Source organism: Micromonospora sp. BL4, assembly GCF_003667505.1.
Classification (GTDB): domain Bacteria; phylum Actinomycetota; class Actinomycetes; order Mycobacteriales; family Micromonosporaceae; genus Micromonospora.
Map to the genome: position 1 here is coordinate 19,930 of NZ_RCVJ01000099.1, position 15,905 is coordinate 35,834.

The 15,905-nt window shown below is 73.3% G+C and carries 15 protein-coding genes and 1 tRNA gene; 11 read left to right on the forward strand and 5 right to left on the reverse strand.

Annotated features, from left to right (window positions below; genetic code table 11):
* Position 1 precedes the first annotated feature (1 nt).
* From EAD89_RS09400 to EAD89_RS09420, 5 genes are all read left to right on the forward strand, one after another.
* A complete protein-coding gene (locus EAD89_RS09400; protein WP_121675444.1) occupies positions 2–586 on the forward strand; it encodes a hypothetical protein in 585 nt (194 codons plus the stop codon).
* Positions 586–1,593, forward strand: coding sequence for a MoxR family ATPase (locus tag EAD89_RS09405; RefSeq protein ID WP_121675445.1), 1,008 nt, complete (start codon positions 586–588; stop codon positions 1,591–1,593). Before EAD89_RS09400 ends, EAD89_RS09405 begins: the two co-directional genes overlap by 1 nt.
* Entirely contained in the window at positions 1,593–3,026 is a 1,434-nt protein-coding gene (locus EAD89_RS09410; protein ID WP_121675446.1) for a DUF58 domain-containing protein, read from the forward strand. The genes EAD89_RS09405 and EAD89_RS09410 overlap by 1 nt, the downstream gene beginning before the upstream one ends.
* A 10-nt stretch (positions 3,027–3,036) precedes the next feature.
* Positions 3,037–3,600: a hypothetical protein gene (locus EAD89_RS09415; protein WP_121675447.1), complete on the forward strand. Its 564-nt coding sequence runs from the start codon at positions 3,037–3,039 to the stop codon at positions 3,598–3,600.
* 102 nt (positions 3,601–3,702) lie between these two features.
* A complete protein-coding gene (locus EAD89_RS09420; protein WP_121675448.1) occupies positions 3,703–5,034 on the forward strand; it encodes an NAD(P)/FAD-dependent oxidoreductase in 1,332 nt (443 codons plus the stop codon).
* An 80-nt stretch (positions 5,035–5,114) separates the two neighbouring features.
* On the opposite strand, the gene EAD89_RS09425 is transcribed toward EAD89_RS09420, so the two are convergent.
* Complete coding sequence (locus EAD89_RS09425; protein WP_199733455.1) at positions 5,115–6,989, reverse strand: hypothetical protein; 1,875 nt, start codon at positions 6,987–6,989, stop codon at positions 5,115–5,117.
* Positions 6,990–7,090: 101 nt separating this feature from the next.
* Here EAD89_RS09425 and EAD89_RS09430 point away from each other — a divergent pair.
* The 4 genes from EAD89_RS09430 (at position 7,091) to EAD89_RS09445 (ending at position 9,610) form a co-directional block, all read left to right on the forward strand.
* A tRNA-Leu gene (locus EAD89_RS09430) sits at positions 7,091–7,174 on the forward strand.
* Positions 7,175–7,280: 106 nt separating this feature from the next.
* On the forward strand, positions 7,281–8,096 hold the full coding sequence (locus tag EAD89_RS09435; RefSeq protein WP_121654536.1) for a Bax inhibitor-1/YccA family protein: 816 nt from the start codon (positions 7,281–7,283) through the stop codon (positions 8,094–8,096).
* Positions 8,097–8,405: 309 nt separating this feature from the next.
* A complete protein-coding gene (locus EAD89_RS09440) occupies positions 8,406–9,164 on the forward strand; it encodes a Bax inhibitor-1/YccA family protein (protein ID WP_121675449.1) in 759 nt (252 codons plus the stop codon).
* 125 nt (positions 9,165–9,289) lie between these two features.
* Entirely contained in the window at positions 9,290–9,610 is a 321-nt protein-coding gene (locus EAD89_RS09445; protein ID WP_121675450.1) for a hypothetical protein, read from the forward strand.
* A gap of 56 nt (positions 9,611–9,666) precedes the next feature.
* On the opposite strand, the gene EAD89_RS09450 is transcribed toward EAD89_RS09445, so the two are convergent.
* The 3 genes from EAD89_RS09450 to EAD89_RS09460 all read right to left on the reverse strand — a co-directional run bounded on the left by EAD89_RS09450 (position 9,667) and on the right by EAD89_RS09460 (position 12,869).
* On the reverse strand, positions 9,667–10,929 hold the full coding sequence (locus tag EAD89_RS09450) for an acetyl-CoA C-acetyltransferase (protein WP_121675451.1): 1,263 nt from the start codon (positions 10,927–10,929) through the stop codon (positions 9,667–9,669).
* 78 nt (positions 10,930–11,007) lie between these two features.
* A complete protein-coding gene (locus EAD89_RS09455) occupies positions 11,008–11,820 on the reverse strand; it encodes an SGNH/GDSL hydrolase family protein (RefSeq protein ID WP_121654532.1) in 813 nt (270 codons plus the stop codon).
* Positions 11,817–12,869 (reverse strand): SGNH/GDSL hydrolase family protein, encoded by a 1,053-nt coding sequence (locus EAD89_RS09460; RefSeq protein ID WP_121654531.1) that lies wholly within the window; start codon positions 12,867–12,869, stop codon positions 11,817–11,819. The genes EAD89_RS09455 and EAD89_RS09460 overlap by 4 nt, the downstream gene beginning before the upstream one ends.
* A gap of 150 nt (positions 12,870–13,019) precedes the next feature.
* Here EAD89_RS09460 and EAD89_RS09465 point away from each other — a divergent pair, with 150 nt between their 5' ends.
* Positions 13,020–13,376 (forward strand): YkvA family protein, encoded by a 357-nt coding sequence (locus EAD89_RS09465; protein WP_109820283.1) that lies wholly within the window; start codon positions 13,020–13,022, stop codon positions 13,374–13,376.
* 72 nt (positions 13,377–13,448) lie between these two features.
* A complete protein-coding gene (locus tag EAD89_RS09470; protein ID WP_121654529.1) occupies positions 13,449–14,819 on the forward strand; it encodes a cystathionine beta-synthase in 1,371 nt (456 codons plus the stop codon).
* 57 nt (positions 14,820–14,876) lie between these two features.
* Here the strand turns inward: EAD89_RS09470 and EAD89_RS09475 are convergent, their stop codons facing one another.
* Positions 14,877–15,833 carry a S1C family serine protease gene (locus EAD89_RS09475; RefSeq protein WP_121654528.1) on the reverse strand — a complete coding sequence of 319 codons (957 nt, stop codon included), beginning with the start codon at positions 15,831–15,833 and terminating at the stop codon, positions 14,877–14,879.
* Positions 15,834–15,905 lie beyond the last annotated feature (72 nt).

Consider the following 15,905-nt stretch of genomic DNA (forward strand, 5'->3'; position numbering starts at 1 on the left):
CGTGAGCAGCACCAGCATCGACGACCTGCTCGCCTTCGAGGAGGAACCGGCGCGGGCCGACCCGCAGTCGCGTGGCGGTCGGGCGCGCCTCGTGCTGCGCTCGCTCGCGATCGCGGCGGCGCTGGTCGCGGTGCTGGTCGCCGGGCTGCGCGCGGTCGGCCTCCAGGTCTCCCTGCCCGTGCTGATCGCCGGGGTGTTCGCGGTGCTGGCGGTCCGCCGGGTCACCGGCCTGCTCGCGCCGCCACCCCCGCCGCCACCGGGCGGGCGGATGGCGAGGGGCGAGGAGGACGGCAGCTACAACTGGGGCGCCCGGGACGCGCTGCGCACCGCCGTCAACCGCTGGGAATGGCCGCTCGACTGGTCCACGACGCGACCCGAACGCTTCACCGGCGTGGTCCTGCCCCGAATCGCTGAACTGGCCGACGAACGGATGCGCCTGAAGCACGGCGTCACCCGCGAGTCGGACCCGGCCCGCGCCCGTGTCCTGCTGGGCGAGCGGCTGTGGACGTTTCTGGAGAGCCCGCCTCGCCGCCCCCCGTCGCCGCGCGACCTCGCGGTGATCGTCGCCGAACTGGAGAAGATCTGATGAACGACGTGGACCCGAGCATGCCCGCCGCCGAGGTCGGCCGTCTGGCCCGGGCGGTGCTGGACGCGGTCGGCACGGTCGTGGTCGGCAAGCGGGACGCGTTGGAGCTGGTCCTCGCCGGCATCCTGGCCGGTGGGCACGTCCTGCTGGAGGACCTGCCGGGTCTGGGCAAGACGCTCACCGCCCGCTCCTTCGCCCAGGCGCTCGGGTTGGATTTCCGCCGGCTCCAGTTCACCCCGGACCTGCTCCCCGCCGACGTCACCGGCTCGTTCCTCTACGACCAGCGCAACGGCGACTTCACCTTCCGGGCCGGCCCGGTCTTCACGAACCTGCTCCTCGCCGACGAGATCAACCGGACGCCCCCGAAGACCCAGTCCGCGCTGCTGGAGGCCATGCAGGAGAAGCAGGTCTCGGTGGAGGGGGTGACCTACAAGCTGGACGAGCCGTTCCACGTGCTGGCCACCGCCAACCCGATCGAGTACGAGGGCACCTATCCGCTGCCGGAGGCGCAGCTGGACCGGTTCCTGCTCCGGGTCTCCTTCGGCTACCCGGAGCACGACGAGGAGTGGGAGGTGCTGCGCCGCCGGATGGGTCGCCGCCGCGAGGAGGCGGAGATCAAGCCGGTGGTCGACGCGGCCACCCTGCGAACGATGCAGGCCGCCCTGGAGGACGTGGTGGTGGAGGACTCCATCGGCCGGTACATCGTGGCGCTCACCGCCGCCACCCGGGAGCACCCGTCGGTGCTGGTCGGGGCGTCGCCGCGGGGCTCGCTGGCGCTGTTGCTGCTGGCCCGCGTCCGTGCGGTATTCGGCGGCCGGGACTACGTGGTGCCGGAGGACGTCAAGGAGGTGGCGGCGCCCGCGCTGGCCCACCGGATCACCCTGCGCCCGGAGATGTGGCTGCGCCGGGTCGACCCGGCGTTCGTGGTCGGCGAGGTGCTGGAGGGCACCCCGGCGCCGGCGAGCGGCGCGCTGCCCAGCTACGCCGCCGGCGGGCCTCGACACTGATGACGGGACCGACCGTGCCCGCGCCGCGATCCGCCGAGGCGGAGCCGGCCACCGGCTGGGCGCCCACCTGGGCACTCGGCCGGGCGGTGCTGCTCGCCGGCCTGTTCCTGGTGGCGGGGGTGCTGCTGGGGCGGGTCGACCTGATCGTGCTGGCCGTACCGTTCGCGCTCGGCACCGCGTACGCGCTGCGCCGCCGGCCCTCCACGCTGCCGCAGGTGTGGATCGCCCCCGGTGAGGACGGGCCGTTGGTCGAGGGCGGTGCGGTGACGGCGGCGGTGAGCGTCGGCAACCCGGACACGGTCGACTACGACCTGGTGGTGGTGCGGTCCCGGGTCTCTCCGTGGCTGCGGATCGAGCGGGCCGGCTTCGGCCTCGACGGGTCGCCGGACGAGGCGACGCCGAGCGATGGCGCGGCGCCGGCCGACGGCAGGCGGCGCTCCGTCGCCGACCGGCCGTTCGTGACGTCGGTGCCCAGGGCGACGGCGGTGGACCTCGAACTGGCCGGCAGGGCCCTGCGCTGGGGTCGGCACCCGGTCGGTCCGGCCGGCGCGCGGGTCGCCACGGCCGGTGGTCTGCTGGTCTCCCGGGCGGTGATCACCGAGCCGGTCCGGGTCCGGGTCTATCCGCGAACCGAACCGTTCGAGGCGGTGGAGGCGATGCCGCGAGCCGCCGGCCTGGTCGGAGCGCACCACTCGCGGCGGCCCGGGGAGGGCGGCGAGCTGGCCGGCGTCCGGATCTTCGGGCCCGGTGACCGCTTGCGCCGCATCGACTGGCGAGTGTCGTTGCGCGCCCGGCAACTGCACGTGGCGGCCACCCTCTCCGACCGGGACGCCGAGGTGGTGGTGCTGCTCGACGTGCTCGCCGAGGCCGGTCGCTCCGGCGGGGTGGGCGGCGCGGCTTCGGTCCTGGACACCACGGTGCGGGCCACCGCCGCGATCGCCGAGCACTATCTGCACCGGGGCGACCGGGTCTCGCTGCTGGAGTACGGTCCGGCGGCGCGACGCCTGCGTCCGGCCGCCGGCCGTCGGCAGTACCTGACCGTGCTGGAGTGGCTGCTCGACGTACGTGCCGAGTCCTCCCCGCACGAGCCGTACGACCAGGTGTTCGGCCCGCAACTGCTCTCCTCGGACGCGCTGGTGGTGGTACTGACCCCGCTGCTGGACGAGCGGTCGGCGCAGATGTTGGCCCGGCTGGCCCGCGCCGGGCGGTTCGTGGTGGCGGTGGACACGCTGCCGACCGACCTGACGCCGCCGAAGGACGGGGGTTGGGCCGAGGTCGCGTACCGGTTGTGGCGGCTGGACCGGGAAGTCATGATCGGGCAGCTCCGGGAGCACGGCGTTCCGGTGGTCCGGTGGGCCGGCGCCGGCAGCCTGGACCAGGTGCTGCGGGACGTGGCGCGGCTGGCGATGGCCCCGAGGGTGGGAGCCCGATGAGGGGGCGCAGATGATCGACGCCGTCACCGGGCGGGTCCGGGCGGCCCAGGACGCCTTCGCCCGGATCAGCCTCGCCCCGCTCATGGTTCGGGTCGGGATCTTCGTCACCGTGCTGGCCGGGTTCGCGGTGGCGTTCCCCGCCGAGGTGCTGTCCGGCCGGCCGCTCGGCTTGCTCGCGGGGGCCGCGCTGCTGCCCGCGGTGGGTCCGCGCCGGGTCTGGCCGACCTTCGCGGCGCTGGTCATGGTCGGCGGCTGGCTGCTCGCCACCGACGGTTACGGCCGCCCGGTGGCGCTCTGGCGGCTGCTCGCCGTCGCCGCGCTGCTCTACCTGGGGCACACTCTCTGCGCGCTGGCCGCGCTGCTGCCCTACGACGGGGTGGTGGACCCGGAGCTGATCACGCGTTGGCTGCTGCGGGCGGCCGCGGTGCTGCTGGGTACCGCCGTGCTGGGGGTGCTGCTGTTGCAGGTCGCGGGCATCGGCGGGCAGAGCGGGCACCAGTGGGTCACCGTGCTCGGGTTGCTCGTGGCGGTGGGGATAGCCGCGTTGCTGGGTTGGCTCCTGCGACGCAGGTAAAGGGTGTTGCAGCAGGGTTATCCAGGTCACAGGGGTTGTGCTCCGTCACAGATGGGGGCCGCGAGCGGGATTACCTGAGTCGGTCGGGGAAAGATAGATGACGTGAATCCGAAGCGGATCCTTGTGGTGGGTGCCGGGCACGTCGGTCTCTATGCCGCCCTGCGCCTGTCGAAGAAGCTCAGCTCCCGTGAGGCTGAGGTCATCGTGGTTGACCCCCAGCCGCACATGACCTACCAGCCGTTCCTGCCCGAGGCCGCAGCGGGCAACATCTCTCCCCGGCACTCCGTGGTGCCGCTGCGGCGTGAGTTGCGGCGGTGCACGGTGGTGGCGGGCACGGTCACCCGTGTCGAGCACGACCGCAAGGTGGCCACCGTGCAGCCGATCGTCGGCCCGGCCCGGGAGATCGCGTACGACCACGTGATCGTGGCCCCGGGCTCGGTGTCCCGGACGCTGCCGATCCCCGGCCTGCACGAGCAGGGCATCGGGTTCAAGACCATCGGCGAGGCGATCTACCTCCGCAACCACGTGCTGGACCGGCTGGACGTGGCGGCCGTCACCCCCGATCCGGAGGTCCGCCGGTCGGCGCTGACCTTCACCTTCGTCGGTGGTGGCTACGCCGGCATCGAGGCGCTCGCCGAGATGGAGGACATGGCCCGAGACGCCATGCGCTACTACCCGGAGCTGGAGCCCGAGGAGATGCGCTGGGTGCTCGTCGAGGCCACCCAGCGGGTGCTGCCCGAGGTGGACCGGGACATGGGCGCCTACACGGTGCAGCAGCTGCTCAAGCGGAACATGGACATCCGACTGGACACCCGGCTGGAGTCCTGCGTCGACGGGGTGGTCAAGCTCTCCGACGGGGACAGCTTCCGCTCCGACACCATCGTCTGGACGGCCGGCGTGAAGCCGTCGCCGATGCTGGACGCCACCGATCTCCCGCGCGACGACCGCCGGCGGGTCACCTGCCTGCCCACTCTCCAGGTGGTCGACGGTGACCGGGTGGTCGAGGGCGCCTGGAGCGCCGGTGACTGTTCGGCGGTGCCCGACCTGACCAAGGAGCCGGGTAACTTCTGCTCGCCGAGCGCTCAGCACGCGGTGCGGCAGGCCGCCCTGATGGCCGACAACATCGCGGCGGTCATCCGGGGCCGCGAGCCGGTCAACTACAAGCACAAGCACGTCGGCAGCGTGGCCAGCCTCGGCCTGCACAAGGGCGTCGCCCAGGTGTACGGCATCAAGATGACCGGCTGGCCGGCCTGGTTCATGCACCGGACGTACCACATGAGCCGGATCCCGTCGTTCAACCGCAAGGTGCGGGTGGTGGTGGACTGGTCGCTGGCGTTCTTCCTCAAGCGTGAGGTGGTCGCCCTGGGCCAGCTGCACGACCCGCGCGAGGAGTTCGTCGAGGCGTCCCAGCCGGTCGGCGCTCCCCGGGTCTGACCCAGTCGTACGAGAAGGGCCCCTCCTCCACCGTCTTCGGTGCGGGAGGGGCCCTTTTCCGTTTACAGCGCCGGATCCGATCAGACCCGCCAGATCCAGGCGTCGGCGATCCGGGTGGCCGGGCCGTAGAGCTGCTCCAGGGTCGCGCGCAGACTCTCCACGTGTGGGGCGTCGTCCGCCAGGGCCACGCACGAGGCGCCCCAGAAGTCGGCGTCCCGGGCGGCCTGCCGGCGCTGCTCGTCACCGATGGCCGGCTGGTCGCCGCGTCGCGCGACGTCGGCGAGCAGGGCGGACGTGGGCTGCTTGAAGGTGCCCATCGCCGCGGTGCCGCCCCGCCCGTACGGGCCGATGAAGAACCCCTCGGGCAGACCGAAGCCGGCGTCGGCGGCGGCGGCCCAGCGCATCGGCCACGGTTCCTTGGGCGTGGGCAGCGGCACCGGGACCAGCACCCCGCCGGGACGGACGCACTGCCGCCAGTGCCCGCCGGTGATGAACTCCGGCACGGCGGGCCGCTCGGCCGTCGGCAGCGGGGTCGGGAAGATCGGCAGCAGCGCCGCGACGACGGCCAGCGGCACCAGCCGTCGCGCCCGACCGGTGCTCCGCAGGGCCTTGTCGAGCGCCAGCACCAGCAGCGTCGCGATGATCGGGAGCAGCGCCAGGCCGAACCGCATCGGCAGCGCGCCGTCCACCACCGGCAGCCCGGCCAGCAGGGCGTACGGGCCGGGCAGCGCCGTCCTGGTGCCGCCGAGCACCACCTCCGGGCCAAGCGAGAGCGCGCCCATCACCAGTGCCGCGACCACGCAGGCGAGCACCAACCGGCGGCGCCCCACCCAGATCCAGACCGCGCAGGCCGCGGTGACCAGCAGCAGCGGCCAGCCGAGGAAGGTGTTGTACTCGGCCGGGCCGGTGGTCAGCCGGGCGGACTCGGCGCTGCCGGCCACCGACAGCGGGGAGACGGTCCACCAGCTGCTCAGGTCGGCGGAGAAGTAGGCCGGGCTGAACATCCCGTCGGCGACCCCCTGCGGCCCGGCGAACTGGAACCACAGCGGATATCCGAGCACCAGCAGGGCCAGCCCGGCGGCGACCGCCAGCCCGCCGGCGAAGGTCGGCAGCGCCCGGCGGGCCAGGTCCCGGTCCGCCACGGCGTAGCTGACCGCCATCACCAGCATCGTGACGGCGGCGAGGAAGAGCACCTCCTCGCCGATGAAGACCTGTGCGGTGACCGCCGTGGCGAGCCCGGCCGCGGAGCTGAACACGCGCCGCCGGTCCGGTCCGGCGGGCGGTGAGCGGTCGGGCCCGGCGGGGGTGCCGGGCGGCGTCGGTCCCGGGTCGGACGCCCGCAGCAGCCGGACCACCAGCCAGACGATCACCGGCACCAGCCACTGGGCGGTCATGTGCAGATGACTGTTGGTCTGCGAGATCATGCCGGGGCCGAACCCGCACAGTCCTCCGCCGAGGGCGGCGGCGAGCCGCCGGGCGCGCAACGCCCGGTGGAACAGCAGGTACCAGGCGACGGCGGTGCCGGCCAGGTTGGCGGCGGCGAGCAGCGCGAAGGTGACCGGGGCGCCGAGCAGCAGCGTGATCGGCGCGCAGACGATGCCGAGCGCGATGACCGTGGTGTTGGTCATCAGGTTGACCCCGTCCGGGGCGTTGAGCCGGTCGGTGAGCAGGCTGAAGTCACCGAGCAACGCTCGCGCGTCGACCGCGAGGAACCACTCGTAGAGGGTCTGGTCCTCCGGGTTCAGCGCCAGCGTCCGTCCGGACGGGTCGGGCCACAGCCCGTGGGTGAGCCAGCCGGCCACCACCGTGCAGATCAGCGCGACGAGCAGGTCCGCCCGGTGCCGGCGGGCGGCGGCCAGCAGCCGGACGGCCCAGGGTTGGCGGTTGATCTGATCGGCGAGGCGGAAGGCCTGCTCAGGGGCGGCGTCGGAGGCCGTGGGGGCTGCGCTGCTCACGGCATCGACCCTAATGCGGCCAGCCTGGCGGGGTACGCCGGGTCGCCGCGAACCGGCTACGGTGACACTGCACCGTGCGTGTCGGCGCGCCGGTGCCACCCGCCCGGGTGGTGGAACGGCAGACACGGCCGCCTTAAAAGCGGCTGCCGCAAGGCGTGCGGGTTCGACCCCCGCCCCGGGCACCAGCGGGGCCAGGACACATTCTCATTCGTGATCACCAGGAGTTGGTCCGGCCGTTTACTCTTGGAGGGCACGTTCACGTGCAAACGACCCCCTGAGGGAGGCCAGACAGTGAAGACCTCGAACCCGGTGCTCGCCCGGCTCGGCCAGGCGGCCGAGCGGGAGCGTTCCGCCGGGTACGCCCCGACCGGGCCGTACGGACAGCCCGGCATTCCCCAGCAGTACCCGTCCCAGGCCGGTTACCCGGCAGCGCCCCCCACCGTGGCGCCCATGACCGTCGACGACGTGGTGGTCAAGACCGTCGCCCTGCTCGGCATCCTCGGCATCTCCGCCGCGGCCGCCTGGGTGCTCGTGCCCGACGCGCTGGTCGGTGCCGCCTGGATCGGCGCGGCGGTCGTCGGCCTGGTGCTCGGCCTGATCATCTCGTTCTCCCGGATGGCCAACCCGGCGCTGGTCATCACGTACGCGGTCGTCGAGGGTGTCTTCGTCGGCATGGTCAGCAAGGCGTTCGAGACGGCGTACGACGGCATCGTGCTCCAGGCCGCCGCGGCCAGCTTCGGGATCTTCTTCCTGATGGCGATGCTCTACCGGGCGAAGGTCATCCGGGCCACCCCGGCCTTCGTCAAGGGCATGATCGCGGTGATGGTCGGCCTCTTCGCGGTCATGCTGATCAACCTGGTGCTGGCCCTGTTCGGCGTCAACACCGGTCTGCGCGACGGCAGCCCGTTGGCGATCGGCTTCAGCCTGGTGTGCATCGTGGTCGCCTCGCTGAGCTTCGTGCTCAGCTTCAAGGAGATCGAGGACGGCGTCCGGATGGGCCTGCCGCAGCGCTACTCCTGGACGGCCGCCTTCGGCATCCTGGTCAGCCTGGTCTGGCTCTACATCGAGATCCTGCGACTGCTGAGCTACTTCCAGGGCGACGACTGACCTCGTCCGCGCTGCTGACCGGCGCCCGCCTCCGCTTCCGCGGGGGCGGGCGCCGTCGTCTGCGCCGGCCGTGCCGTTTACCCGCCGCCGCCGGTCCGCCCGGGGCAGAGTGACTGCGAGGGCGTGTGTCAAAGCCTCGGTCGAGCCGAGGCGGAGTCCAGGCGGCGGACCGGCGAGGCGGGAATCGGTCCGGATACCGGTGTTGTATCCGGACCGATTCCCAACGCGGCCGGTCGTCGTCTGGGCCCGTCGCAGGCCGGCAGGGACTTTGACACACGCCCTGGGGGTACGCGGGCGAAGGAGGCGGCGGTGCGCAGCAACAATCCGGTGCTCAACCGGCTGGACGAGACCGGCCGGTTGGAGGCCCGGGTGCTCGGTGCCCGCGACGTCGAGGCGATGACCGTCGACGACGTGGTGGTTCGTACCGTCGGGTTGTTGCTGCTGACCGGCGCGGCCGCGGCGGTCTCCTGGGCGGTGATCCCCGACGCCGTGTGGCTGGGCGCCGCGCTTGCCGGCAGCGCGCTCGCCTCGATCGCACTGGTCCTGGTCATCTCGCTGCGGGGGATCACCAACCCTGTGCCGATCGTCGGCTACGCCCTTCTCCAGGGCCTGCTGCTGGGGGTCGCGAGCCGTACCTTCGAACAGGTCTATCCGGGCATCGTGGTGCAGGCGGTGGCCGGCACCTTCGGCGTCTTTCTCGGCATGGCGGCGCTCTACCGGGCCCGGATCATCCGGGCGACGCCCCGGTTGGCCCGCCTGGTGATCGGCACGCTGCTCGGCATCGCCGTGCTCAGCGTGGTCAACCTGGTGTCGTACCTGATTTCGGGGCGGCCGGGGCTGGCGGTCTACAGCGTCAGTGGGGAGGTCGGCTGGCTGCCGTACGCCTTCTCGGTCGTGGCCATCATCGCCGGCGCGTTCAGCTTCATCCTGGACTTCGATCTCGTCGAGCGCTCGGTGCGCGACGGTCGACCCCGGCGGTACGCGTGGCTGAGCGCGTTCGGACTGCTCACCGGGTTGGTCTTCCTCTACTGGCAGCTGCTGCGGCTGCTCAGTTACCTGCGCCGCTAACCCGGCCGTGCATGATCGACTCGGTTTTCCTGATGTCGGGGTCTCCCGGTCGCGGTGATACGCCGATGTCCGGGAAATCGAGTCGATCTCGGGCTCCGCGCCGTCCGGCCGTAGACTCGGCGGCGATGAGCGCAGCGGAGTTGGACCAGGCGGTGCAGTTGCTGGTCCGTCAGGTCGGGCACTGGGAGCAGCCGCGCTGGGCGGCGGTGGCGACCACCGGCAACATGCCCCGCGCCGACCTGATGCACCGGCTGGTGCAGGAGATCGCCAACCTGGCCGCCGACGCCGAGGGCGCACCCCGCCGGGTGGTGCCGCGGCTGGACAACGACCTGGCCCTGCCCGACCAGCTACGGGTGGTCGCGGCGGACCTGGTTGCCGCCGGCCCGGGTGCCGAGGTGCTGGCGCGGGCCGCCGCCGAGGTGACGGCGACCCGCAGCGCGCTCTAGGAGACTGCCGGAAACCCCGCGGCCGCCGCCCCGAGGTTTCCCGACCGTCTCTGAGCTCAGCTCAGCCGCTCCAGCACCATGGCCATGCCCTGACCGCCGCCGACGCACATGGTCTCCAGACCGATGGTCTTGTCGTGCCACTCGAGGGCGTTGAGCAGGGTGCCGGTGATCCGGGCGCCGGTCATGCCGAACGGGTGGCCGACCGCGATCGCGCCGCCCATCACGTTCAGCTTCTCCTCCGGGATGCCCAGCTGCCGGTAGGAGGGGATGACCTGCGCGGCGAACGCCTCGTTGATCTCGACCAGGTCGACGTCGTCGATGGTCATGCCGGCCCGGCGCAGCGCCTGCCGGGACGCCTCGACCGGACCGAGGCCCATGATCTCCGGCGACAACGCGGTCACGCCGGTGGAGACGATGCGGGCCAGCGGGGTCAACCCGAGCTCCTCGGCCCGCTGGGCGCTCATGATGACCACGGCGGCAGCGCCGTCGTTGAGCGGGCAGCAGTTGCCGGCGGTGATCCGACCGTCCGGACGGAACACCGGCTTCAGGCCGGACACGCCCTCCAGGGTGACGCCCGCCCGCGGACCGTCGTCGGTGCTCACCACCGTGCCGTCCGGAGTGGTGACCGGGGTGATCTCCCGGGCCCAGAAGCCGTCGGCGATGGCCTTCTCGGCGAGGTTCTGGCTGCGGACGCCGAACGCGTCCATGTCGGCGCGGGTGACGTCGTACACCTGGGCCAGGTTCTCCGCGGTCTGCCCCATGGTCAGGTAGATGTCCGGCAGCTCGCCGGACTCGCGCGGGTCGGCCCACACCTCGGCGCCACCCTGCGCGCGACGCTTCGAGCGCTCACCGGCCGCCGCGAAGCGCGGGTTCTCCCAGCCGCCGCCGACCAGCGCCTGCGCCTCGGGGGGCAGCCCGTCGGAGCTGCCCCGCGCGTACCGGGAGACCATCTCCACGCCGGCGGAGACGAACACGTCGCCCTCGCCGGCCCGGATCGCGTGCATGGCCATCCGGGTGGTCTGCAGGGAAGAGGCGCAGTAGCGGGTCAGCGTGGCGCCGGGCACGGTGTCCAGCCCGAGCAGGGTGGACACCACGCGGGCCATGTTGAAGCCCTGCTCGCCGCCGGGCAGGCCGCACCCGAGGTAGAGGTCGTCGATCGTGGTCGGATCGAGCTGGGGGATCTTGTCCAGGGCCGCCTGGACGATGGTCGCGGCGAGGTCGTCCGAGCGGACATCGCGCAGGGACCCCTTGTGCGCCCGGCCGATGGGGGAGCGGGCGGTGGCGACGATGACGGCGTCGCGGGACGACTCAATCGGCATGGACCCACGTTAACCCGCCGGTAACTTGGCGCGGAAGAAGCCGGCCCGGCGGGAAATGTCACCCCGAGCCCGGTCGATCTAGCGTCGGGAGTCGACCGCTGCGGCGGCCGCGACGGCGGGGAGCAGGGCGTGCGCCCACACCCGGTAGCCGTCCGCAGAGGGATGGAAGCCGTCGTGGCAGAGGGTCCCCGCGTCGGCCCGGAACACCGGCCCGGTCTCGGTGGCCAGATCGACCACCGCGCCGCCGGCATCCAGCACGGCCGTGGTCTGGGCGCGGGCCATGCGACGCCCGGACCAGCCGACCACCTGACGCAACGGGGGCGCGATGGCGCGCACCGCGCCGAGGTCGGGGCAGGTGCCCACCACCACCTCGACCCGCGCCTCGCGCAACCGGTGCACCGCCGCACCGAGGTACGCCGCCGCGTCGGCGGGCCGGCGCAGGCCGGTGGCGTCATTCGCCCCGATCAGGATCAGCGCCACGTCGGGCCGCTCGCCGAGCAGGGCCCGCGCCACCTGGGTGGTCAGGTCCGTCGAGCGGGACCCGGAGACGCCGACGCTGGACAGGTGCACCCGCCGCCCGGTCGGGCCCTCGGCGAGCAGGTTCGCCAACTGCCCGCCGATGGTGTCCTCGAGCCGGTCGACGCCCACGCCCAACGCGGACGAGTCGCCGAGCAGCACCAGGCGCAGCGGCGGCGCGCCAGCCCGGCCGATCGTGGCCCGCAGCGCCAGCCCCAGCTCCGGCTGGGCGTAGCGCCGGTGTCGGGCGACGAACGCCTCGCCGGCCAGGACGGCAGCACCGCCCACGGTGCCGGCGAGCAGCGAGAGCGCCGCCGCCCGACCCAGCCGGACCGGGAAACCGGCGGTCACGTCCCGCCCGCTGCGCTCGTTCATGCCAGTCCCTCCACTGTCGACGTGTCCGGGGCGGCCCCGCGCTGCGGCACCGCACCGACACCGAAGAACGCCCGGCGACGCAACTGCGCCCACCGACCGGCCGGCCCGTGGTCGTGGCCCCGGACCTGGGTGCCGCTGACCTCCGTGCCGGCGTGCCGGGCCGCCTCCTGCGCGGCCTCCGGCAGCGACCGTACGCCCTCGCCGGGTGTCGGTGCGACCCGTCGTTCCTGCCCCGCGCCGAGCGCGGAGAGCATCGTCGGCAGCAGCGCGGCGGCGGCCACCGCGTACCCCTCGGCGGAGGGATGGAACCGGTCCCAGGCGAACATCCGGTGTGGCTCGGCGGCGAAGCGCGGACCGAGCAGGTCGCCGAGGGAGACCGTCCAGCCGCCCGCCTCGACCACGGCCACCGTCTGCGCGGCGGCGAGCTGCCGGCTCCACCGGTGCGCCAGCCAGCGCAGCGGTGGCTGGATCGGGCGGATCGCGCCGAGGTCGGGGCAGGTGCCGACGACCACCTCGCAACCGGCGTCGCGCAGCGTGCGGACCGCCTCGACCAGATAGCGCACGGCCAGCCCGCGCGGGGTGCGGTTGGTGATGTCGTTACCGCCGATCAGGATCACGGCGATGTCGGGCTGGCGGTCCAGCGCCGCCTCCACCTGGTGCCGCAGCACCGCCGAGATGGCCCCGACCACCGCGAAACGGTGCAGCCGCACCGGCCGGTGCAGCCTTCGGGACAGGCCGGTGGCGAGCAGCGCGCCGGGCGTCTCCCGGCGGCGGTGCACCCCGTAGCCGGCCGCCGACGAGTCGCCGAGCACGACCATGGTGAGCGCCGGGCCGGGGAACTTCGCGCCGTACATCCCGTCACAGCGCGGCGGCGGCGCCTCGGCCATCGGGATGGTGCGCCGGGCCTGGCGGGCCTGGCCGAGCAGCACCCCGCCGGTCGCGATCGCGGCCGCCGCCGTGGCGCCCGTGCCGATGGCCGCCAGACGGGCGACCCGCCGGGCCTGCCGCCAGCGCGGATCAACGGGTACGACGGAACCAGCCACCCCCATACCACGACATTATCTCGCCGGGCCGACACGCCGCTGTCGTCGTGACGGCTCGCGGGTGCCTGGAAACCGACGCGACGGGGTACCTGTCCGGAGGAGGCCGGCGGAGTTGCGCCGACCCGCCACGCTGATCCGGCGGAGAGGAGCGCGACGATGGGGAAGACACTGAAGCGCAGCGCGGCGTTCACGGCCCTGGCCCGGGCACTGGCGGCCGGGGCGCGCGGCGGGCCGTCGCTGGGCGCGAGGCTGGCGGCGTTGCCCCGGATGATCCGGGCCACCGCCCGCGGGGAGTACGACGGCGGCCTCCGGCTGGCCCTGATGACCGCGGCGACGGCGTACATCGTCTCGCCGATCGACCTGCTCCCCGAGATCCCACTGGCGATCTTCGGGCTCGCCGACGACGCGGTCATGATCACTTGGCTGGCCGGGAGCGTACTCGCCGAGACCGATCGCTTCCTGGAGTGGGAGGCCCGACGCAGCTCGGTCATCCCCGGGGGGCTGGTGCCCTGACGGCACGTACCCTGGGCGGCGAGGAAACGTCTGCCCGGCCGCCATCGCCGGCGCCGCAACGAAGGGCACATCGTGCAGTACTACGACAACGTCGTCGACATGATCGGCAACACCCCGCTGGTACGCCTGCGTAACGTCACCGAGGGCATCCAGGCCACCGTGCTCGCCAAGGTCGAGTACGTCAACCCCGGCGGCTCGGTGAAGGACCGGATCGCGCTGCGGATGGTGGAGGACGCCGAGGCGGCCGGCCTGCTCAAGCCCGGCGGCACCATCGTCGAGCCGACCAGCGGCAACACCGGCGTCGGGCTGGCCCTGGTGGCCCAGCTCAAGGGCTACCGCTGCGTCTTCGTCTGCCCCGACAAGGTCAGCCAGGACAAGCAGGACGTGCTCCGGGCGTACGGCGCCGAGGTGGTGGTCTGCCCGACCGCCGTCGCCCCGGAGGACCCGCGCTCGTACTACAACGTCTCGGACCGGCTGACCCGGGAGATCCCCGGCGCCTGGAAGCCCAACCAGTACAGCAACCCGGCCAACCCGCGCTCGCACTACGAGACGACCGGTCCGGAGCTGTGGAAGCAGACCGAGGGCGGGCTCACCCACTTCGTGGCGGGCGTCGGCACCGGCGGCACCATCTCCGGCATCGGCCGCTACCTCAAGGAGGCCTCCGAGGGCCGGGTGCGGATCATCGGGGCGGACCCGGAGGGCTCGGTCTACTCCGGCGGCACCGGCCGGCCGTATCTGGTGGAGGGCGTCGGCGAGGACTTCTGGCCGGAGACGTACGACCGGGGCGTCGCCGACGAGATCGTGGAGGTCTCCGACAAGGCGTCCTTCGAGATGACCCGGCGACTGGCCCGCGAGGAGGGGCTGCTGGTCGGCGGCTCCTGCGGCATGGCGGTGGTTGCCGCGCTGGAGGTGGCTCGCCGGGCCGGCCCGGACGACGTGGTGGTCGTGCTGCTGCCGGACGGCGGCCGGGGCTACCTTTCCAAGATCTTCAACGACTCGTGGATGGCCCGGTACGGCTTCCTCGACAACTCCGGCACCGAGCCGACCGTGGCCGACGCGCTGGCGAGCAAGCCGGGCGGGCTGCCCGAACTGGTGCACGTGCACCCGACCGAGACGGTCCGCGACGCGATCGACTACATGCGCGAGTACGGCGTCTCGCAGCTGCCGGTGCTCAAGGCCGAGCCGCCGGTGGTGACCGGCGAGGTGGCCGGCTCCATCGCCGAGCGGGACCTGCTCGACGCGTTGTTCACCGGTCAGGCGCACCTGCACGACACCATCGAGCGGCACATGGGCGACCCGCTGCCGATGATCGGTGGGGGCCAGCCGGTCAGCGAGGCCGTCGGCCTGCTGGAGAAGTCCGACGCCGCTCTGGTCCTCGTCGACGGCAAGCCCAAGGGCGTCCTCACCCGCCAGGACCTCCTGGCCCACCTCGGCGCCCGCTGAGCACTGAACCGCCTCGTACGACACTTCCGGCCGTCGGCACCCCGACGGCCGGAAGTGTCAGGCGCGCAGCTCGGTCGGGACCGCGACGACGTCGACGAACGCGCCCTTGCGCAGCACGGTCACCGGCAGCCGGGTGCCGATGGCGGGGCCGAGCATCAGCCGCTGCAGTCCCTGACCGTCGGCCACCGCTCGTCCGCCGGCGCTGAGGATGATGTCGCCCAGGTAGAGCCCGGCCACGCCGGCCGGGCTGCCCGGCACCACCTCCACCACGCGCAGCCCGCGCCGCTGGCCGGTACGTGCGGTCACCTCGGGTGGCAGCGGAACGGGTACGCCGGCCACGCCGAGCCAGGCGCGACGGACCCGGCCGGCGGTGGTCAACTCGGCGATGATGTGTCGGGTGGTGGCGTTGATCGGCACCGCCAGCCCCAGTCCGTAGCCGGCGACGGCGGTGTTCACGCCGATCACCCGCCCGGCGGAGTCGGCCAGCGCGCCGCCGGAGTTGCCCGGGTTGAGCGCCGCGTCGGTCTGGATCACGTCCTCGATCAGCCGGGTGACCCGCCCGTCCCGGGCGGGTAGCGAGCGGCCGAGCCCGGAGACCACCCCGGCGGTCACGGAACCGGCCAGCCCCATCGGGTTGCCGACGGCCACCACCAGCTGGCCGATCCGCAGTGCGTCGGCGTCGCCCAGCTCCACCGGTGGCACGGTGGTCTCGTCGACCCGCAGCACGGCGAGGTCGGAGAGCGGGTCGGCGCCGACCACCCGGAACGTCGTCTCGGTGCCGTCGCCGAATGCCGCCGAGCCGCCGGCGGCGCCCTGCACCACGTGTGCGCTGGTCAGCAGCAGACCGTCGGTGCCCACGGTGACCGCGGAGCCGGCGCCGGCTCCGCGTGCGGTCCGCACCGACAGCGCGGCCACACTGGGCAGCACCCGGGCCGCCACGGTCGTGACCACCCGGGAGTACGCGTCCAGCGCGGCCTCCTCGGCCGGGCCGGAACTGGTGTGATCGCTGTCCATGCCGGCCCCAACGCCGTCGCGCCGGCCGGCATGCCCCGATCCGCCGAGAGCGAACATCGATCGCCGGCGTGC